Genomic DNA, 21,789 nt, shown 5'->3' on the forward strand with positions numbered 1-21,789 from the left:
AGACAAAATCTTTCATTTCGTAAACAAATTATTTCTTATCCGTCGATACTGAAAAGATTTTGTCTTTGCTTTACTAAAAAGGAGCGAATCAATCAATGAGTTTAAACGTAATTGCCCTAGGTGGGAATGCTATTTTAGATACGGATCCAACAGATGAAGGCCAAAAAGCCGTCGTTAATCACGCGGCCAAATATATTGCAGAATTTGTTGCCAAAGGGGAACAAGTCATTGTCTGTCACGGAAACGGACCACAAGTAGGGAATTTGCTTTTACAACAAAAAGCAGGCGAAAGTGAAAAAAATCCAGCGTTGAAATTGGATACTTGTGTTGCGATGACACAAGGAAGCATCGGTTACTGGTTACAAAATGCTTTAACTAATGAGTTTGAAAAACGTAACATTGCTAAACCAGTTATCTCTGTAGTTACGCAAGTGCGTGTGGACAAAGAAGATCCTTCGTTTAAAAAACCATCAAAACCAATTGGTCCATTCTATACAAAAGAAGAAGCTGACGCGGAAGCAGCCAAAGATGGCTCTACGTATGTGGAAGATGCTGGCCGTGGCTACCGAAAAGTTGTTCCATCACCAATGCCTAAAGAAATTGTTGAAAAAGAGGCGGTTCGTGCTTTAGTAGAGGCGGACGTTTTAACTATCTGTTCTGGTGGCGGGGGCATTCCTGTCGTAGCAGAAGACGGACAATACGTAGGTGTGGAAGCGGTTAACGACAAAGATTTCTCTGCACGTGTTTTAGCTGAAAACGTTGATGCAGACCGTTTGATTATTTTGACAGGCGTTGATAACATCTACATTAATTACAATCAACCAGATCAAAAAGCATTAGAACAAATCAGTGTAGCCGAAGCAGAAGAATACATTAAAGAAGGTCACTTTGCTGCTGGTAGTATGCTACCAAAAATCGAAGCTGCCTTAGACTTCGTAAAAGGTGATGACAAACGGAAAGCAATCATTACTTCTATCGAAAACTTAGAAAACATCGATAAAGAAGCAGGAACTGTGATCAGTCAAAAGGGGTAGTTTACCATGAAAAAACCGTCCATGATCACCCAAATTGCAATTGCTGTTGTCGTAGGAATCCTCGTAGGACTCTTGATTCCTGCTAGCGGCAATTACTTGAAAATAGTTGGAGATGTCTTTTTGCGACTGATGCAAATGGCTATTCCTATCTTGATCTTAGGGCAAATTGTCCAAGCAGTTGGCAGTATTAATCCAAAAGAACTAACGAGCCTTGGGGGTAGAACAATCGCTGTTTTCGGGATTTCCTCCTTAGCTGCCGCTTTATGGGGCGTCCTAATGGCAGTCATTTTTAATCCAGGATACGGTGTTAAAATGACTGGCTTCCAAGATGCTTCTATTAAAGCGCAAGAAATCTCAATCACTGATACGATTTTAAATTTCGTTCCGAAAAATATTTTTGATTCACTGACTCAAGGATCGATTATTCAAATTATTGTCTTTGCATTATTTTTTGGTTTAGCACTGAATAAATACTTACAAAGCCATCCAGAGACACAACTCTTCCAAATAATTGTGGACTTTAATGAAGTTATCATTACAGTCATTCGATACGTCATGTATCTAGCACCTCTGGGGATTTTTGCTTTAATTGCTTCAACAATTAGTCACTTAGGCCTTCAAATTATTTTACCGTTAGTGAAGTATCTATTGGTCTATGGATTAGGAACTATTTTATTTTTGGGCATCTGGATTTTGGTTATCACATTGTACTGTAAAGTAAGTCCACTACGTTTAATTACAAACATGAAAAATATGTCTGTGATGGCCTTGGCGACAACTTCTTCAGCAATTACTTTACCAGTAGCTTTGGAAGAAACAGAAACAAAATTAGGTTTAAGTAAGCGAATTACTAACTTAGTGTTGCCGTTAGGTATGTCGTTAAACAGTAACGGTTCAGCGATGCATATGGCTTTTACTGTAATGACTATCGCTCAGATGTATCAGCTAGAGTTTGATATTACGAAAATGATTTACTTAGCAATTACAGCAACGTTTGTCTCACTAGCAAACGCAGTTGTTCCCGGTGCGGGCTTAGTCTCACTGGCAGTGATTGTTCCGCAAATGGGTTTACCCATTGAGAGTATTGCAATTTTTGCAGGCGTCGAATGGTTTGTTGGCATGTTACGAACAATTTTAAATGTCAATTCAGATGTTTACTCTGCTATTCTAGTTGCAAAATCAGTGGATGAAATTGACTATACTGTCTTTAACAGTAGCAATAAGTAGTGAAAAAAGGGGAGGAAATGCAAGGACGAAGAAGAAAATCACTTGTTTTCTTTCCCTTTTTTAAGATTAATGATAAAGGAGCAAGCGCAATGGAAGAAATGGTTGTCGTTACACCGGAAAAATTAGAAAAGCTGATGAAGCAAAAATTAGAAGCTGCTGGTTTACATTCTGAACATGCCGAAGAAGTTGCTCGACATTTAACTTTTGCAGATGCTAGCGGTATTCATTCACACGGGGCGGTTCGTATGGATTATTATGCGGAACGGATTGCAAAAGGCGGGATCACGATTGACCCCGAATTATCATTTGAAAAAACTGGACCGTCCACTGCCATTTTTCATGGCGATAATGGCGTGGGTCAATTTGTTTGTAACGAAGCATTAGCTGCTGCAGTTGACCTAGCCAAAGAATCAGGGTTAGCATATGTTGGCGTTTCTCAAACGAGTCATAGTGGGACGTTATCGTATTATGTTAAAAAAGCAGCGGAACAAGGCATGGTTGCTCTTTCGATGTGTCAATCTGATCCAATGGTGGTACCGTTTGGTGGTACAAGCAATTATTTTGGGACAAATCCAATCGCTTTTGCAGCACCTAGAGCAGGTCATGAACCAGTCGTGTTTGATATGGCTACGACAGTACAGGCTTGGGGGAAAATTTTAGATGCACGTTCAAGAGATGTTGAAATTCCCGACACGTGGGCAGTAGACGAAAAAGGCCAGCCAACGACTGATCCTTATGAAGTACGAGGTTTATTGCCGATTTCAGGACCAAAAGGATATGGACTAATGATGATGGTCGATGTCTTAGCTGGTTCGTTGTTAGGCTTACCTTTTGGTAAACATGTCAGTTCCATGTATGCGGATTTAACGGAGAAACGGAATCTGGGTCAGATGTTTTTAGTCATTGATCCAAGCCGCTTTACAGATTCTGAACGATTTAAAGAAAATATTAATCAAATGGTGGAAGAACTTCATAGTGTGCCTACAGCAGAAGGGTTTCAACAAGTTTACTATCCAGGAGAAATTGGTCAGCTAAACTATCAAAAAGCCATGTCAGAAGGCATTGAAATTCCACAAAGTATTTATGATTATTTAGTTAGTGAGATTGTACATTACGATAAATATGGCGGGCAAGGTGCCTTTGCCAAATAATGAGGAGCGCAGAGAGTATTCGCTGCTGCGTTGCTCTCGCCTTCTTTCTATTGGAGGAAAGTAAAATGAAAAAATCGTCAAAAGTAGCACTTATTTTTGCATTTTTAGTTAGTATTTTTGTGCCAGTTGCGGCCTTTGCTGATGAGATTGGGGATGTAGTTGCCCCGACAGGAATCATGGCATTAGTTGTGATTATTCCGTTGATTGTTGTTTTGGTTCTATTGTTTATGAAAGTCGATATGATTATTGCTGGTTTAATTGGTGGCGTCTTAGCGATGCTGATTGGTGGCATTGGACTAGAAGAAGCGAATAAACAGATGTTGGAAGCTATCCCGATGATGTTAGGAATTACCGTTCCCATCATTAATTCAGCTGTTGCGATGGCGGTCTTTAAAGCAGGTAGTTATTCAGCTGCATTAACTTTAGCCAAACGAGGCACAAAAGGAAAAGTCGAGTATGTTTCAGCTTTTATTGTTATCTTATTAGCCGCAGCCACATATATGTCAGGAATTGGTGGCGGAAGTGCGATGGTTATTGCGCCATTGGCCTTTGCCGCAGTTGGCGTTGTTCCTGAATTAATTGCAGCAATGTCTTTAGCTGCTGCGGTATCATTTACAACATCACCCGCTTCATTAGAATCAAGTATTGTTTCAAAATTAGGTGATATCAGTGTCGGTTCATATGTTTCAACCATGCGACCTTACTGGTTATTCTTCGTAGCATTAGCGATTGTTTTAGCCTTTTGGGGCACGAAACATAGAAATGTTGGCTTTAAAGAGTCGGCAGATGATGAATTTGATAAAAAGAGCAATGGTGAATTATTTAAAATTACCTTGCCAGCCATTTTCTTATTGTTTGCTGTAATTTTTGGACCAATTGTGAATGATTTAATTGGTTTTGCCTTCTTTACGCCACTTGTATACATGATTTTAACATTAGTTTTAATTTTCTTATGTACAGATTTCTCAATGAACAAATCTGTCGAAGCGATGGTAGATGGGTCTACATATATTTTGACTCGTTTATTCCAAGTAGGGATTTTCTTAGCCTTTATTAATGTTATTGCACAAACAGGAACGTTTGCTGTCATCGCAGGTGTTGCTGAAAATGCACCAGCCTTTATTGTCGTGCCAGTTGCCATTTTAACAGGGATTTTAATTGGGATTCCAGCTGGGGCCTACGTAGGTTCTGTTTTAACTTTAGTGCTACCAGTTGCTGTATCGTTGAACTTCCCGCCGTTAGCATTAGGTTTTGTAGCAATGGGTGTTGGTTTAGGTAGTCAAATGAGTTTCGTTAATATTACTATGCAAGCTTTATCTTCAGGCTTCCAAATTCCAATTTTGGATGTAGTTAAAGGAAACGTGAAATGGTTAAGTATTGCCTCTGTACTATTATTAGTTATCGGTTTAATCTTTGGATAAAAAACAATTTAGGGAGTGGAAAACATGGATTTATTAATTAAACAAGTTCGTCTTCAAGACGGTGAAGCATTACAAGATGTAGCTATTAAAGAAGGAAAAATCATTGAAATCGCCCCAGTTATTACTGGCGATGCCAAAGAAGTCATCGAAGCAGATGGTCGTGTTTTAATCCCAGGTTTTGTAGAAAGCCATTTACATTTGGACAAGGCATTAATCGCTGATCGTAAACCAAATAAATCAGGTACGTTGAAAGAAGCGATTGAAGTAACCGCGGAATTAAAACCAACATTTACCGAAGAAGACATTTACGACCGTGCTAAACGTGCCTTAGAAATGTTAATCGTTCATGGAACCACGGCGTTAAGAACGCATGCAGAATTTGACCCAGCGCAAGGTTTTACTGGCTTCAAAACAATTATGCGTTTGAAAGAAGAATACAAAGAGTTAATTGACATGCAAGTAGTTGCGTTTCCGCAAGAAGGAATTTTTAAAGCCCCTGGAACAGAACAAATGATGTATGAAGCAATGGATATGGGCGCAGACGTTGTCGGCGGTATTCCTTATAATGATGCACCAGCGAAAGAACATATTGATTTAGTGTTTGAAATTGCTAAAAAATATGATAAAGATGTAGATTTACACCAAGATTTTGCCGATGAAGCTGATGATATGAGTATTGAATATTTATGTGAAAAAACCATCGCTGAAGGCTACCAAGGCCGTGTTTCAGTGGGCCACTTAACGGCATTGCATGCCTTACCTGAAGCAGAATTGGCGCCTATTATTGCAAAAATGGCGGAAGCAAATATTAGCGTGATGGCTTTACCAGCAACGGATTTACATTTAGGAGCTCGCGGTGATCAGTACAATGTTCGACGTGCGGTTACGCCAATCCGTAAATTACGCGATGGTGGCGTGAATATCTGTATTGCTACAAATAATATTCGCAATGCTTTTACACCATATGGCACAGGGGATATTGTTCAAACAGCGATGCTAGCCATTCCTGTTGGGCACCTAGGTGGAGCGGATGACTTAAAAACAGTGCTACCAATGGTAACAACAAGTCCTGCTCGTGCGATGGGACTAGAAGGATACGGTGTCGCAGTTGGGAATAAAGCAGATTTAGTCTTATTAGACACAAAAGTGGTTGAACATGCGATTATTGATATTCCAGAACGGTTATATGTTATTAAAAACGGCCGTGTTACAGTCAAGACAGACAAAAAAGTCGAAATCATTCGTTAAGAAAAAAATCAAAAAGCTCAAAAGGTTAGTTTGCGCAACTAACTTTTTGAGCTTTTTTTGATAAAGGTGAAGATGTGTTTGATTGATCCTGTTTTAGTTATTTTTTTGTTCCTCGAGTTCTATTTATAACAGAATTAAATCATTTCTTTGCTACCAACCGATCTAATTGTTCTTGAATCGCTAGTAAGTCAGGTAAAGAAACTTGCGCATTAATTAATAAAAATGGTGCAGCTTGTTTTACTTGCAGCAAAGGCGTAGTGCTTAAATAAAGGTCGTACCTATCTTCTTCAGACAATTGATTAATTGCAAGGTGATAGAAACTTGCAAACGTTTCACGAATTCGTTGAATGATAATCGCTTCAATCGGTGTAGGTAAGTCTGTTTCTATTTTTATGTGAATTGTTTGATTGAAAGCTGTTGGAGCAGTAATTAACGTGTAGGCCATCGATAATTGAAGGCCTAAGCCAGTTTGTTTAGCTGGGTTCGAAACATAGATGTCTTGCTTGGCGACTATCTTTTGTGCATGCTCAAATAAATGAGCAAAATTTTGTAATAAATACTTCTTAATATTGTAGCCAGTAAGTGTAAAATCCATTTGTTCAAATAACTCTACGAAAAGAAGACCAGCCACTAATTGTTTTGTGAATAAGCCCCTGTTTTTTGTCGTTTCAAAGGCATGAGGGTTTTCTGTTTCAAGGGAGTGAAGAATCTTTTTAATAAAAGAATTCGTCTCTGAAAATGGTTGGTTAGGTTCGATTAAATCTATAAAATGTTTGTTCGAGAGTTGTACTGTTGTATTTGTTAATAGAAATAAAAAAATCAGCTGGCTTTCACTCTTGGGTAACAGAAAGGCGTTCGTTAATTGATTTTCTAAATGTTCTTTTAGTAGATGATGAGTATCAACAAATTGAAGCAGTACTTCTTGATCTTCATCAGATAAAGAAGAAATAGATTCAGAAAATAGGAAATTTGTCTGGAATCCCTTTCGATAACGAATAATATTTACCGCTAAAATATAACAAATAAGTTTCATATTCAATTGATTAGCTGGAAAATAGCCTAAAGCAATCAGTTCTTTCGCAAGGGTTTCACATTTTGTTTGCGAAACGTCAGCAAATGGCCAATCGAGACCAGAAAAAACGCGCCAAAAGAAAGCAATCATGAAAAAACGAATGCGTGGTTCAGCACCAACTAAACGAATCTCGCCTTTGGTTCTCTGGATCGAAAAATCAAAGGTTTTTAAAATGGTATCTAACTCAGCAACCTTATGCCGAACAGTTGATTCGGATAAGAATTGGTCCATACTAAATTTTGTTAAATGAACATTGCTTTCAAAGAATAGTTTTTCGAGCAATGTAAAATACGGACTACTTTGCAAAATTTGCTTCGTCAAAATTTTATATTCTTTTTTTGATCCCATGAAACAATAGCCTTTACCTCGCTCGGCAGAGAAAATATGTGAACAATTATTAGCCAATACATAAGGTTTACTAATTAAGGATTCGTAGTATTTATTGATTGAACGTCGATCCATTTGTAACAATTGACTAAGTGTTTCAATACGAATAAAGTTTTTTTTATGGTACAACAAACGCAGTAAATCCAATTCCTTTTTAACTTCTGAGCCGAAAAAAGTGTCTAATATTTCCATTATTCTTCTCCAATTGGTTCGATTCTTTTTGTTAAAATAAGTATAACTTGTTTTTTATTCGATTGTTTAAAAAAATGTACTTAGCAAGTACATTTTTTTGTCTCCTTAAAAGTTATTTCTGTAGTAAGTTACATATATCGCTCAAATTTCATTTGAATGAGAAATTACTTACCACAAAGGAGTTAAAAAAATTGAAAAAAACAACCTTATTTTTATTTATGTTCTTTTTCCTAATGATTATTTTTAGTATAGACGTTTCCGCAGAAACATACAATTTTAACTATAAAAATGACGAACAAGGTCATTATTTAACGAACGGAATTAGTGAGGGAGATACATACAATTATGATTATGGTCATGCCCCTGAAGCGACATTTGACGAAGAAAAATATGTGAATTATGGAGATGAAGCTTATTTGAAGAAAAGCGTGGCGGCTGTAACAGGCCAGCAAGGGCTTTTTAATGTGACTTTAGATGTAAAAGGAAATCAAACAGAAAGCCCCATTGATCTAGTGTTAGTGATTGACTATTCTTCATCAATGAAAGGTGAAAAATTAAACAACGCTTTGAAAGGCTTGCAACAATTCGGCGAAGAACTTTCAGATTCATTAACAGATGGTCATGTTCGAATTGGTATTGTTGCCTATAATCGACTAACTTACTCCACCGCGGATTTTTCTACAGACATGAATGACTTAGAAGACTTTTTAAGAAATACAGCCGAACCACATTCAGGTACATTTATGCAAAAAGGCTTGCTAGAAGGGCAACGTTTATTGGCTGAAAAAAGTCGTCCAAATGCAAAAAAGATGTTGGTTCATATTGGTGATGGGAGTGCAAATGCTAGTTTTTTACCTAGAGAAAATGCTCAAATCTATCCCAATAATGGTGAAATTATCGATTACAACGGTTACCATACATCGTCCTACATGGAAGAGTTTCAAACAGAATCCAATCAGTACTATACAAGTAACAGTGCTTCTACTGATGCTAACGCTATCCAAACAAACAGTACAACAGTGACAGATAATACGTTAGGAACCATTGTTTCTCTAAAAAAATCAGGAGATACTTATTATTCAATTGCAGCTAATCCTTCGTTAAGAGGAGAGTATATTAGTAGGAATATAGCTTCTGATCCTAAAAATTATTTGATTATTGATGAAAATTTATCTGGCTTGGGCACTGCGCTGAAAGAATTAGCTGGGAGTATCAATAATACTATCCATGAGGGGCTCATTATCGATCCGATGGGAGAAAATATTCTTTTACAAGGTGCTGGGAATTTCACAGAAGATAACTACCAACTAAAAGGTTGGCGAAAAATACCAACGGGTGAATGGTTAGAGGCTAGTGACTTATTGACTGATGTCGTAGTTACAGAAGAAAATCAAGTGCTCCATATTTCTACTATTTCATTAGGAAAGAACGAACGTTTAACATTAACTTATCAGATTAGATTGAACACAGAAACAAATGATTTTAAAGGAGATACATGGTTTTTATGTAATGATCGTACTACGTTACAGCCAACTCCAGAAGAAGAAGCAGTTGATTTTCCGATTCCAGCAATTAAAGCACCTACTGTACAATTAAAATTGATTAAGAACTGGGAAAATATTGCAGAAAAAGAAATTCCAGAAGCAATTCAATATCAAGTAACTCGAAAAGCGACAACAGAAGAAGCTGCTTGGTCTACTTCAGAAGTCATGCAACTAACCAAAAAAGAAGGCTATCAAAAGCTGATTAATCAAGTAACGGTTAATGGCGCAGAAGTAGTATTACCAAAGTTTAATAACAGGGGTGAAGACTTTATATATCAGATAGAAGAAGTGAACGTGCCATCTGAATTTGACAGTATAATGACAAAGACAAAGGATGAATTTATCCTTACCAATCGTCGTAAAGAAGTTGTTTCCAGCACAACAGATACAAGTACGAATGAGTCTTTAAGTTCTGAGACTGCTACGACAAATTCGAGTGCTGAAAAACCAATTGTTGTAGAAACTACCACAGCAACCTCAGAACTCAAGGATAATAATTTCTTAGCAGAGACGAACACAACAGCAAAAAAAAATAACGAAGGCTACACCCAATGACACACATTTACCAAAAACAAACGAAACCCAGAAATTTCAAAGAGTATTCTTACTATTAGGTGGTTTATTGGTAGGTTTATCTGGATTCTATTTACTTAAGCAGAGAAACTAAAATAATTCTTTAAATAAAGCAATAAAAGGCGGCTCAACGAAGCGGCCTTTTTCTTGATTCATTACCAAAATATAACGAATTTTGTAACAAAAACGTTTGATAAAAAGAAGGAAAAATGATTAATTTTACGAAAAAAAGCATATATCGACAAAAAAGAAGCAAAATTTGAATAAAAAAAGAAAAAATATGAAAAAAAATCGAAGAATTGTTTAACAATTGAAAACACGTGAAAACCAGTCATGACAAGGTGTAAAAACCTTACAAAAGGTAAGTTTACCTATTATGAAGAAAGAAGGAATGATCTGAAATGTTTTTGTAACATTTCTATTGCTTAATTGAAATATGGGTGTGGTAGAATGTTTTTGTCGTAAGAAAAGATTAAGATATTTTAAATAAACTTTAGAAATTAATTCGGAGGAATGACAAGTGAAGAAACGTCTATTTGCATCAGTATTACTATGTTCATTAACGCTATCAGCAATTGCTACCCCAAGCATCGCTTTGGCGGACAATGTTGATAAAAAAATTGAAGAAAAAAATCAAGAAATTTCATCATTAAAAGCAAAACAAGGGGATTTAGCTTCACAAGTATCTTCTTTAGAAGCAGAAGTATCTTCAGTATTTGATGAAAGCATGGCTTTACGTGAACAAAAGCAAACACTAAAAGCAAAATCAGAACAATTACAACAAGAAATTACAAACTTGAATCAACGTATTGAAAAACGTAACGAAGCAATCAAAAATCAAGCACGCGATGTTCAAGTTAATGGACAAAGCACAACAATGCTAGATGCAGTTTTAGATGCGGACTCAGTTGCAGACGCAATCAGCCGTGTTCAAGCTGTTTCAACAATCGTAAATGCCAACAACGACTTAATGCAACAACAAAAAGAAGACAAACAAGCTGTTGTTGATAAAAAAGCTGAAAACGAGAAAAAAGTGAAACAACTTGAAGCAACAGAAGCTGAATTAGAAACAAAACGTCAAGATTTACTTTCTAAACAATCTGAATTAAACGTAATGAAAGCTTCATTAGCATTAGAACAATCATCTGCTGAAAGTTCTAAAGCTGGCTTAGAAAAACAAAAAGCAGCTGCTGAAGCAGAGCAAGCACGTTTAGCTGCTGAACAAAAAGCTGCAGCTGAAAAAGCCAAACAAGCTGCTGCAAAACCAGCTAAAGCTGAAGTGAAAGCAGAAGCACCAGTTGCCTCTTCATCAACAACAGAAGCACAAGCACCAGCAAGCTCAAGCTCAGCAACTGAATCAAGCACGCAACAAACAACTGAAACAACTACACCAAGTACAGATAATAGTGCAACAGAAAATACTGGCTCTTCTTCATCAGAACAACCAGTACAACCTACAACACCAAGTGATAATGGAAATAATGGTGGCCAAACTGGTGGTGGAACAGTTACACCAACACCTACACCAGAACCAGAGAAACCAACACCACCAACACCAACACCTTCTGCTGATCCAACAATCAATGCATTGAACGTTCTACGTCAATCATTAGGTTTACGTCCAGTAGTATGGGATGCAGGTTTAGCAGCTTCTGCAACTGCTCGTGCAGCACAAGTTGAAGCAGGTGGTATCCCAAATGATCACTGGTCTCGCGGAGATGAAGTTATCGCAATTATGTGGGCTCCAGGTAACTCAGTAATCATGGCGTGGTACAATGAAACAAACATGGTAACAGCTTCAGGTAGCGGTCACCGTGATTGGGAAATTAACCCAGGTATTACACGTGTCGGTTTTGGTTACTCAGGTAGCACAATTGTAGGACACTCTGCCTAATCAGCAATGATAAAAATAGACGTAAGCAGCTTCTGAAAAGAAGCTGCTTTTTTCGTTACTATTTCATCCGTCTCCGTTGACAAATTTGCTAAACGTGGTATTCTAATTATAATCTAATAATTTCCGTTGAATAGGAAAGTAAATGCAAGACAGCTGGTAGAGAGACTTTGGTTGGTGAAAAAAGTTAGATGTCTGTATCGAAAAATGGCCTAGGAGGAATTTTTGTCGAAACGTAGGCAAAAACGTAATGTCTTTCGTTAACAAGACCGCTGATTATGATTGTCAGTTGAAGGGAAAGAGTCATCTTTCCGAAAAAAGGTGGTACCGCGATAATAATCGCCCTTTTACTAGTTACGGCTAGTAAAAGGGCGTTTTTTTATAAATAAAAATAGGAAAGAGTGAGGCAAATGAGTAGTCAGATTCCTTTTACAGTTGATCATGTGGGAAGTTTTTTACGTCCAGAAACAATTAAGAAAGCACGGAAAAAGGTCCAAGCAGGTGCTTTATCTCAAGCAGAGCTACGTCTTATTGAAGATGAAGAAATCAAAGCATTAGTAGCAAAACAAAAAGCTGGCGGCTTACGGGGAATCACAGATGGTGAATTTCGTCGCGGTTTTTGGCATATTGATTTCTTAGAAGGATTAAATGGCGTGACAGGCTATATTCCAGAAACGGGGTATAACCAAACCTTTCATGGAAAAGCAGCTCCGGCCTATAATATCCGCGTAGTGGATAAAATATCTTTTCCTGCGCAACATCCATTTTTAGAGGACTTTTCATTTTTAAAAGAGGTGGTGGAAGTTGGTGATGGCACGGTAGCCAAAGCAACGATCCCTAGTCCAACCATGATTTTACGTCAAGAAATTTTATCCAACGACGGCACCTCGCGCATTCAAACAATTTATCCAGAGATTGGTGCTTTTTATAAGGATTTAGCACAAACATATAAAGATGCAATTGCGGCCTTTTACGAGAAAGGTTGCCGCTATTTGCAATTTGATGATACAAATTGGGCGTTTCTAGCGGATCAGACAAAACAAGAAGAATTACGAGCGAAAGGAATACAGCCAGAAGAAATTGCACAAGTGTGTACCACGATTATTAATGAAGCCTTAGCTGGCAAGCCAGAAGATTTAACTGTAACCACACACATTTGCCGTGGGAACCATGCTTCGTCTTGGTTATTTTCAGGTGGTTATGAACCGATAGCAAAAGAATTATTTGCTACGAATTATGATGGTTTCTTCTTGGAATATGACTCAGATCGTGCAGGGGACTTTTCACCATTAAGACATTGGCAAAATAATGGCAGCAAAGTCGTTTTAGGTTTAGTTACTTCTAAGTTTCCTGAATTAGAAGAGACTGAACAAGTGAAAGCACGAATTGAAGAAGCCCAACAGTTTGTTCCTTTAGAAAACTTAAGTATTAGTCCGCAATGTGGTTTTGCTTCGACGGAAGAAGGAAATCGTTTGACGGAGGAAGAACAATGGCGCAAAGTTCAATTACTTCAAGAAATTGCTAGAGAAGTATGGTAAAAAAGAGGTCGGGACAGAAGTGTTTAACTCCGAGAAATAAGAAGGAATTTCCGAAAATTGTTCTATAATTTTTGGAGAATTTCGGCTTATTTCCGAAGGAGTTGCTTCTGTTCCCGCCGTTTATCAGTTTTTGAGCGTGGAACAAAAATCCAAAGTGATTTTTGTCCCACGCTCTTTTTCATTGTATTATTTTAAATATTGATCTTTAGTAAAATTCGTGTGTTCATACTCGCCATTGTCACCATAAAAGCGGTTATAGCGTTGTTTGAATTTGCGGAATAAATAAATGACTGTCACTTTAACTAGGCAATACATTGGAATCCCAAAAATAACGCCCATTAAACCAAACAGTTCACCCATAACTAACAAGACAAGTAAAATAGTAATCGGATGGACTTTTAATTTATCGCCCATCACACGAGGAATAACAAAATCTCCATGAATCAATTGGATGGCAAACCAGACGATAACAAATTTTACTACCATAAATGTGGAATCCTGAAAGGCAATAATCAATCCAGGAATAAAGGCAATAAATGGCCCGATATAAGGAATAATACATAAAATACCCGCAGCTAAAGCTAAAATGCTACCAAATTGTAAACCAATTAATAGAAAAGCTGGCCAATACATAATCCCTAAAACCAAGGAAGCAATGACTTGACCTTTTAGATAATCGCCAATTTGAATGTTGGCAATTTGGCTATATTCATCAAAATCAGGACGAAAAGCTGGGGGAATGATGCCTTTTACAAAGCGATAAAACTTTTCTTTGTCTTTTAAAAGGAAAAAGGCGATGATAGGTCCTGTAAACAAGGTTAGGAAAGTAGAAGAGACTGCAGAAAAGACGCTTCCCAGACCTTGTGCGCCTGTTTGTAGGTAATCCCCTGCAAAGTCTTTAAAGGAGTTTGCAAGTTTGCCCCAGAGCTGATTAATCGACTCATTAGCGGATTCTAAATCTTTTGCAAAAGGTGTTTTAGCCATAAATTCTTGTACTGCTTGGAGCGTGCTTTTCCAAAAACTTGGGAATTGTTTGATTAATTCTTCCGTTTGGTCTTGGATAATTGGGAAAAGTTGCAGTCCAGCTAACACTAGTAATGCAATAATTAAGACATAGAGAATCGCAATCGCCCAAACACGGGGAATTTTTTTCTCAAGGCGTTTCACCATTGGATTAAGCAAATAAAATAGAATAATACCAAAAAGTACCGGGCCTAAGACGGCACTAAAAATAACAAAAATTGGTTTAAAGATAAATGAAACAGTGTTGAATAAAAAGATAGTTACAGCAATTAGACAAAGGATAGTTAATGTGTAAAGTAAATTTTTCCCACCTAAAAAGCGGATCCACTTGGTACTTTCTTTATCCATAAGTTGCTCCTTTCGTTAAGCTTTATTTCTAAAATGACCAATAATTTCAATGACACCCATGAAAATCAGGATAAATCCAAAGACTTGCATCAAAACTAAAAGACTTTTGAAGGGGTTGAAAACTAAAACAGCTCCAGCGATTAAAACCAGAATACTGTAGATAAGCGCGCCTGTTTGACGAGTATTTAAAGCAAAAGTCAATTGAACGAGGCCGTTTATAACAATGCTAATCCCTAATAAAAATGGCAGAATCGAAACAATCACCGGTGCAAAAAATAAAAAGGCTACTGCTAAGACGACAAAGATTAAACCTGTTACGAAACCAAGCCCCCAGCTACCCGTTTGTTTTTTTATTTTGTAGTCATCATAAATATTAATTAACCCTAAAAGCATCAAATAACCAGCAATTAAATAACCGACGAACTGGAAGAAAGCACCGGGATTAAAGACAATGGCACTTCCGATAACGATAAAGACGGCGTCGCGCAATAGGGTATGGCGCCGAAAATTTTCTCTAAAAGTTTGGAACATAAAAATCCTCCTCAATGTTATTGTTTCTTTTATTCTAGCGGAAAAAAGAAAAAAGTGCGAGTGGTAGCTCTAAAAAGTGTTGGAAACTGTGTCTTTAGAAAAAATAACATTAAAAATTAAAAAAGTCTTACAAATGAGCGAAAATTGGCATATAATGGAAAGTGAAATTTTATTTTAAGAAGGAGAGATTTGATGGATTTATTACCTTTATTAGGCGTATTGATCGTCATTGTCGGCTTCGCATTGAAATTTGATGCTATCTTGATTGTGATGGTTGCTTTAATAGTGACGGCTTTTACTGGCGGGCTTGGTTTGACATCAATGCTAGAAACACTAGGAACAACCTTTGTGAATAATCGAGGCATGGCTATCTTTATTATTATTATGTTAGCAACAGGAACGTTAGAGAGAAATGGCTTGAAAGAGTCAGCGGCTACGTTGATTAAACGATTCAAAAAGGTATCTGCTGGTGTGATTATTGACATTTATGGTGTCTTTCGGATTATCTTCGCCGCTTTTAACGTAAGTTTCGGTGGGGTAGCAGGTTTTGTGCGTCCGATTATTTTGCCAATGGCGTTAGGAACAATTGAATCAAAAAATTTACCAATGGTGCCAGAGTATGAAGAAGAACTAAAAGGGATGGCTTCAGCCATGGAAAATATCTGTTGGTTCTTTGGTCAAGTTCTGTTTGTTGGTGGGGCTGGGGCATTGCTTGTTCAATCAACATTGAAAGATTTAGGCTATGAAGTGACATTAGGTAAATTGGCTTTAGTGGAAGTACCAGTCGCCTTAGTTGCCTTAATTTCGGCAAGTATTTACTTTACTTTAAAAGAAAAAAGATTACGTAAAAAATATTATGGACAGGAGGGACTGAAATGAGTTTTTTCACAGATCCAAGTATTGATTTGAGTGCAAAGTTATTGGAAGTCCTTTATATTTTTATGGGTATTATCTTGTTATATACAAGTTTTCGTAGTTTTCGTGATAAAACCAATCAACATGCGTATGGGACTAGTTTATTCTGGGGGATTTTAGGGATCTTAATCGGTTTTGGTCGGTTTATTCCACCAGTTGCCTGTGGCGTACTTATTTTTGTGATGACAATTCCGGCAATTCTTCAAAAAGTGACAAAAGGAGAAAGTCGCTTACCTTCGAAAGAATACATGGAAAAAATGTCTCAAAAATTAGGAATGAAGATTTTTATTCCCGCACTAAGTATCGGGGTTTTTGCAATTCTTTTTGCCACATTGACTACTTTAGGGGCTTTAGTCGGTGTCGGTGTTGGTGTCTTTGTAGCGATTTTCATCATGATGTTCTTTTCTAAAAATAATACGCCGAAAGTATTTTTTGATGATGCGGCGGAAATGTTAGAGACAGTCGGTCCGCTTAGTACGTTGCCAATGCTATTAGCTTGTTTAGGTGCTGTTTTTACTAGCGCTGGTGTTGGTGAGATTATTTCAAAAGGAGTTAGTGCCGTAGTACCAGCAGGAAATGTCAATGTAGGGATTATTATTTATGCTGTGGGAATGGTTATTTTTACGGCTATCATGGGCAATGCCTTTGCAGCAATAACCGTGATGACAGTCGGAATTGGTGTGCCGTTTGTCTTTTCTTTAGGTGCAGATCCCGCATTAGTTGGGATGGTTGCCTTAACATGTGGTTTTTGTGGTACACTGTTAACACCGATGGCTGCGAACTTTAATATCGTACCTGTAGCCATGTTGGAAATGAAAGATAAGTACGGCGTCATTAAAAATCAATTGCCGATTGCACTTTTCATGTTAATTTTCCAAATTGTTTATATGATTCTATTCAAATAAGAAAGGATGATCGAAATGAAAGTTGTCGTTACTGGTTTTGATCCATTTGGAGGAGAAGCAATCAATCCTGCCTTTGAAGCAGTCAAAAAATTACCTGCTGAAATTGCAGGAGCTGAAATTATTAAAGTGGAGGTGCCAACTGTTTTTGGCACTAGTGGTGAAAAAGTGGCTGAAGCAATTGAAACCCATCAACCAGATATGGTGATTTGTGTTGGACAAGCAGGCGGCCGTCAAACAGTCACTGTTGAAAAAGTGGCGATTAATTTAGCGGAAGCGCGTATCCCGGATAATGCAGGACAACAACCAAGCGATGTACCGTTGGTTGAAGATGGAGCAACAGCCTATTTTACAAATTTACCGATTAAAGCGATGGTAAAAAATTGTCATGACCATCAATTACCTGCAGCGATTTCTTATACAGCAGGAACCTTTGTATGTAATGATATTATGTATCACTTACTACACTTAATTAACACTAAATATCCAACTATTCGTGGCGGATTTATTCATGTTCCGTTCCTACCAGAACAAACAATTGATAAACCAACGTTTGCTTCTATGTCATTAGAAGCAATCACAGATTCTTTGTTCTATATGATTGAAGCAGCGGTAAAAACGCAAGAAGATATTCAACTACAAGGTGGCACAACCCACTAATTAACAGGCGCTTTCGTGAGAACGGAGGCGCTTTTCTATTTTTACAAAAAGAAAAAGTAATTTTTGTTGGCGTGTGAAAAAATTTTTTATACTATTTTCGTTGACAAGTCGGTTTCTTCTTGGTATATTGAGATTCATAAATTATTAGCCCAGTAGGAAATAGATGTTTTGTTCAGAAAGTCGATGGTTGCTGCGAATCGATCAAGTCTATTTGTGAATTACACTAATAAGTAGTAACAATTACATAATACATAAGCGAGAAGCAAGTAAGCTTCTAATTAAGGTGGTACCGCGGAGAGATTCGTCCTTATTCTTTAAGGATGAATCTCTCTTTTTATGTAGCTTTAGGAGGCGTTTTCAATGAGTTGTGGAGGGGTTATTCGTTATCATAAGATCCTTTAATGTCAGAGTATTCAGAAAAAAGATTAGAGGAGAGTAACGAAATGAAAGAAAAACAGAAAAAGAAGACCGTGAGTGTTCGAGAAGCAAGTATCGTGTTATTAATTATTGTGGCAGCTATTGCGACAGGAGTAATTGGCTTAAAGATATCGCCAAATATTACTATTTTGTTTGTGATTGCATTGATTTTAGGCTACGCAATGTTTCGTAAAGTACCATTTGATCAAATGCATAAAGGGATTGTTGATGGCTTGAAGCCAGGGATTATTCCAATTTTTATTTTCATTTTAGTGGGTGCATTGATTGCCGTTTGGATTCAAGCAGGAATTATTCCAACGATTATGGTTTTTGGTTTTAAAATGATTAGTGTTAAATGGTTTGTGCCGTCAGTTTTTATTGTCTGTGCGATTGTCGGCAGTGCAGTAGGTAGTGCTTTTACAGTGATGTCAACAATTGGAATTGCCTTTTTCGGTATTGGCAGTACCTTAGGATTAAACCCTGCTTTAGTTGTGGGTGCGATTGTTTCTGGCTCAGTCTTTGGTGATAAAATGTCGCCTTTATCAGAATCAACAAACTTAGCCGCAGCGATTGTTGAAGCGGATTTATTTAAACATATAAAAAACTTGATGTGGTCGACTGTACCAGCATTTATCGTCTCTTTAATCTTGTTTATGATTTTAGGGCAAACGTACGCGAATACAAGTCTGACAGAAGTAGTTCAAGTTATTCAAGTATTGGAAGACCACTTTACCATTTCCATTTGGTCATTGTTACCATTAGCCTTAATGTTAATCTGTGCCTGGCGCAAAATTCCAGCGATTATCACGATTTTGTTAAACATTATTGTGGCAGTAATTATGATTATTATTCAAAATCCGAAAGTATCGTTGCAGGCATTAGGAAACACGTTGGAAAATGGGTTTGTTTCTCAAACGGGGAACGCACAAATTGATCAATTACTAAGTCGTGGCGGAATTATGAGTATGATGCCGACTGTGGCACTTATTATTCTAACGTTGTCTCTAGGTGGCTTATTAATGGAATTAGGATTGATTTCTGCGGTCATGGAAGTTGTTTCGCAGAAAATGAGCAGTACACCGAAATTGATTTTATCAACGTTATTAACAGGAATTGGCGTAAATATTTTTATTGGTGAACAATTCCTATCGGTTATTTTACCAGGGAATGCCTTTAAAGAAGTTTACAAAAAAGAAGGCTTGGATCCGACTGTTTTAGGCAGAACCTTGGAGGATGGTGGGACGGTTATTAACTACCTCATTCCTTGGGGGATTGCAGGTAGCTTCGTAGCGGGGACCTTTGGCGTACCAACGTTGACTTACTTACCATTTGTTTTCTTTAGCTTATTATCGCCTGTCTTCTCAATGGTCAGTGCATTTACTGGTTTAGGGATTAAGCGGTTATCAGCAGAACCTGTTACCGAAAAATAGATTGATTAAAATAGAACAGTTGATGGGGAATACTGTAGTTTCTCTCTGTCAATTGTTCTATTTTTCTTGTAAAAAAGGTTGCATTTTTAGAAAGAAACAGTTATAGTTGACTAGTCAATTGTTGACGAGTCATCTTTTTAAGGAGGAAACTATGTCGTTATCATTACGGGAAGTCAGCCAATTATTATGTCAGTTAAAGGTATTAGATCAAAAAATTACCAAAGTTTTTGAAGAGCAAGTTGGCTTGAGTTTGACTCGTTATGAGTTGCTGATGATTTTAAAAGAACGTCAGCCGTGTCTTCAAACAGAGATTCAAGAACACTTAAAAATCGATAGTGGTGCGGTCACTCGCCATTTGAAAATTTTAGAAGAGAAACAGTATGTGACACGACAGCGAAATCCAGAAAATAATCGGGAAGTGCTAGTGCATTTAACAGAAAAAGCACAACAAGAACTGCAGCAATGTACAGCCAAGCAACAAACGGTAACAGAAATTATTCCCAGTACATTTACAAAGGACGACTGTCGCCAATTAAAAGAACTTTTGACAAAACTAGATCAAAGCATTACAACGAAAGAGGTATGATAGAATGACAACATATACAACGAATGATTTTTCAGAGATTGTTTTTGGCCGCAAATCGGTTCGGGTGTACGATGAAACCCATAAAATTTCTCATGAAGAAATGTTAACAATGATTCAAGAAGCGACCACCGCCCCTTCTTCTGTTAACATGCAGCCATGGCGTTTTGTCGTAGTGGAAAGTGAAGCAGGCAAAGAAAAATTAAAACCCTTAATTCGCTTTAATACGCGTCAAAATGAAACATCTTCTGCAATGCTCTTAATTTTTGGTGATCTAAACTGCCATGAGCGAGGAGAGGAAATTTACAATCAAGCTTATGCTAGTGGTAAAATGCCTAAGGAAGTGCGGGACCAACAATTAGCAGCAATTATTCCCCATTATGAAAGTTTAAGCAGAGAACAAATGAATGACATCGTAAAAATTGATGCGAGTTTAGCAGCTATGCAATTTATGTTAGTGGCACGAGCTCACGGATATGAAACAAATCCAATCGGTGGTTTTGAAGCGGAAAAATTAGCCGAAACATTTGGTTTAGATCAAGAGCGCTATGTCCCAGTAATGATTTTATCTGTGGGTAAGGGCATGGAAACTGGCTATGAATCTGTTCGTTTAGCACCAGAAAAAATCACGACATTTGAATAGGCAATAAAAAATGACGGCGTACGCTTGTATCAACCAACGATCTTAAAGAAAGTTGGCTAATGCAACAGCGATGCCGTCATTGTCGTTGGATAAAGTGACTTCCGTTGCGATGCTTTTAAGCTCTTCAACGGCGTTTTCCATAGCAATCCCCGTGCCGGCCCATTCCAACATTGTATAATCGTTGTGCCCATCACCAAAAGCAATTACTTCTTCAGCAGCTATACCTAACTGTAGGGTTAGTTTTTCTAAAGAACGCGCTTTATCAATATTTTTTGCGGTAAATTCAAAATAGAAAGGAGCGGAAAAAGCAGCGGTGACGGTTTCTTTGAAAGGCGCGTAGATGGCCTCATGATATTTTTGTAAATAGGCGGGTTCACCAGCAATTAAAATTTTGTTCAAGGGAAAGTTTAGTCTGGCGGCTAAATCATGCCACTCACATAATTGAAAGTTGCCGCCCCGTGATTCATATTCAATAATATTAAAATCACCAGTCTCTAAATGTAAGGTGTGATGAAAAACATCATTGACATACATAAATGTTTCATCATTAATCATTGGAATTACGTCAAATTGTTTCAAATGCTCTAAAATTTGTTGACTCAATGATTTTGAAATTGTCTGGTTAAATAGTTGTTGCTGACTGCCATGATGGGTGACACAAGCGCCGTTATAGGAAAGTAGGTGTCCGTTATAATGAGCCATCTCCAATTCATCTGCTAAGGGTCGCATACCGTTAGTCGGGCGGCCAGAAGCCAAAATCAGTGAGAGGCCTTGCTTTTGTGCAGCTACTAGTGCTTGTCGCGTTTTTGGTGAAATCTTTTTTTCTGAAGTTAACAAGGTACCATCAATATCCATTACAATTGCTTTGATTGCCATAATTGGCCTCCAATCCGAAGAGTTTCTTTCTTTTAGTATAAAAGTTTTTTCTATTAATGTAAACGGATTCTCTTGTGAGGTGTATAAAAGAATTATTTTACAAAAATCTATACTATTTTTTTGTGAAATTTCATATAATAGAAGTATTCTAATTATCTACATAGAGAGCGAGGGACAAGGAAT

At 37.4% G+C, this 21,789-nt stretch carries 18 protein-coding genes, 1 pseudogene and 2 other annotated features; of the genes and pseudogenes, 14 read left to right on the forward strand and 5 right to left on the reverse strand.

Annotated features, from left to right (window positions below):
* Positions 1–95 precede the first annotated feature (95 nt).
* The 5 genes from arcC to IGM13_RS01450 all read left to right on the forward strand — a co-directional run bounded on the left by arcC (position 96) and on the right by IGM13_RS01450 (position 6,081).
* Positions 96–1,034: a carbamate kinase gene (gene arcC / locus IGM13_RS01430; RefSeq protein WP_002355252.1), complete on the forward strand. Its 939-nt coding sequence runs from the start codon at positions 96–98 to the stop codon at positions 1,032–1,034.
* Between the two features lie 6 nt (positions 1,035–1,040).
* Positions 1,041–2,261, forward strand: coding sequence for a dicarboxylate/amino acid:cation symporter (locus tag IGM13_RS01435; RefSeq protein ID WP_002361159.1), 1,221 nt, complete (start codon positions 1,041–1,043; stop codon positions 2,259–2,261).
* Positions 2,262–2,350: 89 nt separating this feature from the next.
* A complete protein-coding gene (gene allD, locus IGM13_RS01440) occupies positions 2,351–3,412 on the forward strand; it encodes an ureidoglycolate dehydrogenase (protein ID WP_002413499.1) in 1,062 nt (353 codons plus the stop codon).
* A complete protein-coding gene (locus tag IGM13_RS01445; RefSeq protein ID WP_002383665.1) occupies positions 3,412–4,833 on the forward strand; it encodes a hypothetical protein in 1,422 nt (473 codons plus the stop codon). Before allD ends, IGM13_RS01445 begins: the two co-directional genes overlap by 1 nt.
* Positions 4,834–4,857: 24 nt before the next feature.
* Entirely contained in the window at positions 4,858–6,081 is a 1,224-nt protein-coding gene (locus tag IGM13_RS01450) for an amidohydrolase family protein (RefSeq protein ID WP_002383666.1), read from the forward strand.
* 139 nt (positions 6,082–6,220) lie between these two features.
* Here the strand turns inward: IGM13_RS01450 and IGM13_RS01455 are convergent, their stop codons facing one another.
* Positions 6,221–7,732, reverse strand: a complete 1,512-nt coding sequence (locus IGM13_RS01455) for a helix-turn-helix domain-containing protein (RefSeq protein ID WP_002419228.1) — start codon at positions 7,730–7,732, stop codon at positions 6,221–6,223.
* Between the two features lie 74 nt (positions 7,733–7,806).
* On the opposite strand from IGM13_RS01455, the pseudogene IGM13_RS01460 reads away from it, so the two are divergent.
* Positions 7,807–9,943, forward strand: a pseudogene (locus IGM13_RS01460) (vWA domain-containing protein).
* A 61-nt stretch (positions 9,944–10,004) separates the two neighbouring features.
* Here IGM13_RS01460 and IGM13_RS01465 read toward each other — a convergent pair.
* Entirely contained in the window at positions 10,005–10,184 is a 180-nt protein-coding gene (locus IGM13_RS01465) for a hypothetical protein (protein ID WP_033591568.1), read from the reverse strand.
* Between the two features lie 185 nt (positions 10,185–10,369).
* Between IGM13_RS01465 and IGM13_RS01470 the strand changes: the two genes are divergently transcribed.
* Both IGM13_RS01470 and IGM13_RS01475 read left to right on the forward strand, forming a co-directional pair.
* Entirely contained in the window at positions 10,370–11,743 is a 1,374-nt protein-coding gene (locus tag IGM13_RS01470; protein WP_002419226.1) for a PcsB-like coiled-coil domain-containing protein, read from the forward strand.
* A gap of 117 nt (positions 11,744–11,860) precedes the next feature.
* Positions 11,861–12,090: a binding site (T-box leader), on the forward strand.
* 60 nt (positions 12,091–12,150) lie between these two features.
* Entirely contained in the window at positions 12,151–13,278 is a 1,128-nt protein-coding gene (locus tag IGM13_RS01475) for a 5-methyltetrahydropteroyltriglutamate--homocysteine S-methyltransferase (protein WP_002383670.1), read from the forward strand.
* A 186-nt stretch (positions 13,279–13,464) separates the two neighbouring features.
* Here IGM13_RS01475 and IGM13_RS01480 read toward each other — a convergent pair whose 3' ends face one another.
* A complete protein-coding gene (locus IGM13_RS01480; protein ID WP_002383671.1) occupies positions 13,465–14,649 on the reverse strand; it encodes an AI-2E family transporter in 1,185 nt (394 codons plus the stop codon).
* A gap of 15 nt (positions 14,650–14,664) precedes the next feature.
* Positions 14,665–15,180 carry an HdeD family acid-resistance protein gene (locus IGM13_RS01485; RefSeq protein WP_002381189.1) on the reverse strand — a complete coding sequence of 172 codons (516 nt, stop codon included), beginning with the start codon at positions 15,178–15,180 and terminating at the stop codon, positions 14,665–14,667.
* Positions 15,181–15,372: 192 nt separating this feature from the next.
* Here IGM13_RS01485 and IGM13_RS01490 point away from each other — a divergent pair, with 192 nt between their 5' ends.
* The 6 genes from IGM13_RS01490 (at position 15,373) to IGM13_RS01515 (ending at position 20,730) form a co-directional block, all read left to right on the forward strand.
* On the forward strand, positions 15,373–16,059 hold the full coding sequence (locus IGM13_RS01490) for a DUF969 domain-containing protein (protein WP_002355265.1): 687 nt from the start codon (positions 15,373–15,375) through the stop codon (positions 16,057–16,059).
* On the forward strand, positions 16,056–17,000 hold the full coding sequence (locus IGM13_RS01495; RefSeq protein WP_002355267.1) for a DUF979 domain-containing protein: 945 nt from the start codon (positions 16,056–16,058) through the stop codon (positions 16,998–17,000). Before IGM13_RS01490 ends, IGM13_RS01495 begins: the two co-directional genes overlap by 4 nt.
* A 15-nt stretch (positions 17,001–17,015) precedes the next feature.
* Complete coding sequence (pcp, locus tag IGM13_RS01500; protein WP_002355269.1) at positions 17,016–17,657, forward strand: pyroglutamyl-peptidase I; 642 nt, start codon at positions 17,016–17,018, stop codon at positions 17,655–17,657.
* 136 nt (positions 17,658–17,793) lie between these two features.
* Positions 17,794–17,969: a binding site (T-box leader), on the forward strand.
* Positions 17,970–18,058: 89 nt separating this feature from the next.
* Entirely contained in the window at positions 18,059–19,504 is a 1,446-nt protein-coding gene (nhaC, locus tag IGM13_RS01505) for a Na+/H+ antiporter NhaC (protein WP_002383673.1), read from the forward strand.
* Between the two features lie 151 nt (positions 19,505–19,655).
* Positions 19,656–20,090: a MarR family winged helix-turn-helix transcriptional regulator gene (locus tag IGM13_RS01510; protein WP_002362972.1), complete on the forward strand. Its 435-nt coding sequence runs from the start codon at positions 19,656–19,658 to the stop codon at positions 20,088–20,090.
* Between the two features lie 4 nt (positions 20,091–20,094).
* Complete coding sequence (locus tag IGM13_RS01515) at positions 20,095–20,730, forward strand: nitroreductase family protein (protein ID WP_002358386.1); 636 nt, start codon at positions 20,095–20,097, stop codon at positions 20,728–20,730.
* Positions 20,731–20,772: 42 nt separating this feature from the next.
* On the opposite strand, the gene IGM13_RS01520 is transcribed toward IGM13_RS01515, so the two are convergent.
* Positions 20,773–21,606 (reverse strand): Cof-type HAD-IIB family hydrolase, encoded by an 834-nt coding sequence (locus IGM13_RS01520; RefSeq protein ID WP_002383674.1) that lies wholly within the window; start codon positions 21,604–21,606, stop codon positions 20,773–20,775.
* Positions 21,607–21,789: the final 183 nt, after the last annotated feature.

It is taken from the genome of Enterococcus sp. DIV0561 (assembly GCF_050539875.1).
Taxonomy (GTDB): domain Bacteria; phylum Bacillota; class Bacilli; order Lactobacillales; family Enterococcaceae; genus Enterococcus; species Enterococcus faecalis.

Excerpts from the sequence above, each read along its gene's own strand:
- IGM13_RS01480 (WP_002383671.1), bottom strand. The coding sequence starts at position 14,649 with ATGGATAAAGAAAGTACCAAGTGGATCCGCTTTTTAGGTGGGAAAAAT.
- IGM13_RS01490 (WP_002355265.1), top strand. The coding sequence starts at position 15,373 with ATGGATTTATTACCTTTATTAGGCGTATTGATCGTCATTGTCGGCTTC.
- pcp (WP_002355269.1), top strand. The coding sequence starts at position 17,016 with ATGAAAGTTGTCGTTACTGGTTTTGATCCATTTGGAGGAGAAGCAATC.
- nhaC (WP_002383673.1), top strand. The coding sequence starts at position 18,059 with ATGTCAGAGTATTCAGAAAAAAGATTAGAGGAGAGTAACGAAATGAAA.
- IGM13_RS01465 (WP_033591568.1), bottom strand. The coding sequence starts at position 10,184 with ATGACTGGTTTTCACGTGTTTTCAATTGTTAAACAATTCTTCGATTTT.
- IGM13_RS01520 (WP_002383674.1), bottom strand. The coding sequence starts at position 21,606 with ATGGCAATCAAAGCAATTGTAATGGATATTGATGGTACCTTGTTAACT.
- IGM13_RS01445 (WP_002383665.1), top strand. The coding sequence starts at position 3,412 with ATGAGGAGCGCAGAGAGTATTCGCTGCTGCGTTGCTCTCGCCTTCTTT.
- IGM13_RS01450 (WP_002383666.1), top strand. The coding sequence starts at position 4,858 with ATGGATTTATTAATTAAACAAGTTCGTCTTCAAGACGGTGAAGCATTA.
- IGM13_RS01455 (WP_002419228.1), bottom strand. The coding sequence starts at position 7,732 with ATGGAAATATTAGACACTTTTTTCGGCTCAGAAGTTAAAAAGGAATTG.
- IGM13_RS01485 (WP_002381189.1), bottom strand. The coding sequence starts at position 15,180 with ATGTTCCAAACTTTTAGAGAAAATTTTCGGCGCCATACCCTATTGCGC.
- IGM13_RS01515 (WP_002358386.1), top strand. The coding sequence starts at position 20,095 with ATGACAACATATACAACGAATGATTTTTCAGAGATTGTTTTTGGCCGC.
- allD (WP_002413499.1), top strand. The coding sequence starts at position 2,351 with ATGGAAGAAATGGTTGTCGTTACACCGGAAAAATTAGAAAAGCTGATG.
- arcC (WP_002355252.1), top strand. The coding sequence starts at position 96 with ATGAGTTTAAACGTAATTGCCCTAGGTGGGAATGCTATTTTAGATACG.
- IGM13_RS01495 (WP_002355267.1), top strand. The coding sequence starts at position 16,056 with ATGAGTTTTTTCACAGATCCAAGTATTGATTTGAGTGCAAAGTTATTG.
- IGM13_RS01435 (WP_002361159.1), top strand. The coding sequence starts at position 1,041 with ATGAAAAAACCGTCCATGATCACCCAAATTGCAATTGCTGTTGTCGTA.
- IGM13_RS01475 (WP_002383670.1), top strand. The coding sequence starts at position 12,151 with ATGAGTAGTCAGATTCCTTTTACAGTTGATCATGTGGGAAGTTTTTTA.
- IGM13_RS01510 (WP_002362972.1), top strand. The coding sequence starts at position 19,656 with ATGTCGTTATCATTACGGGAAGTCAGCCAATTATTATGTCAGTTAAAG.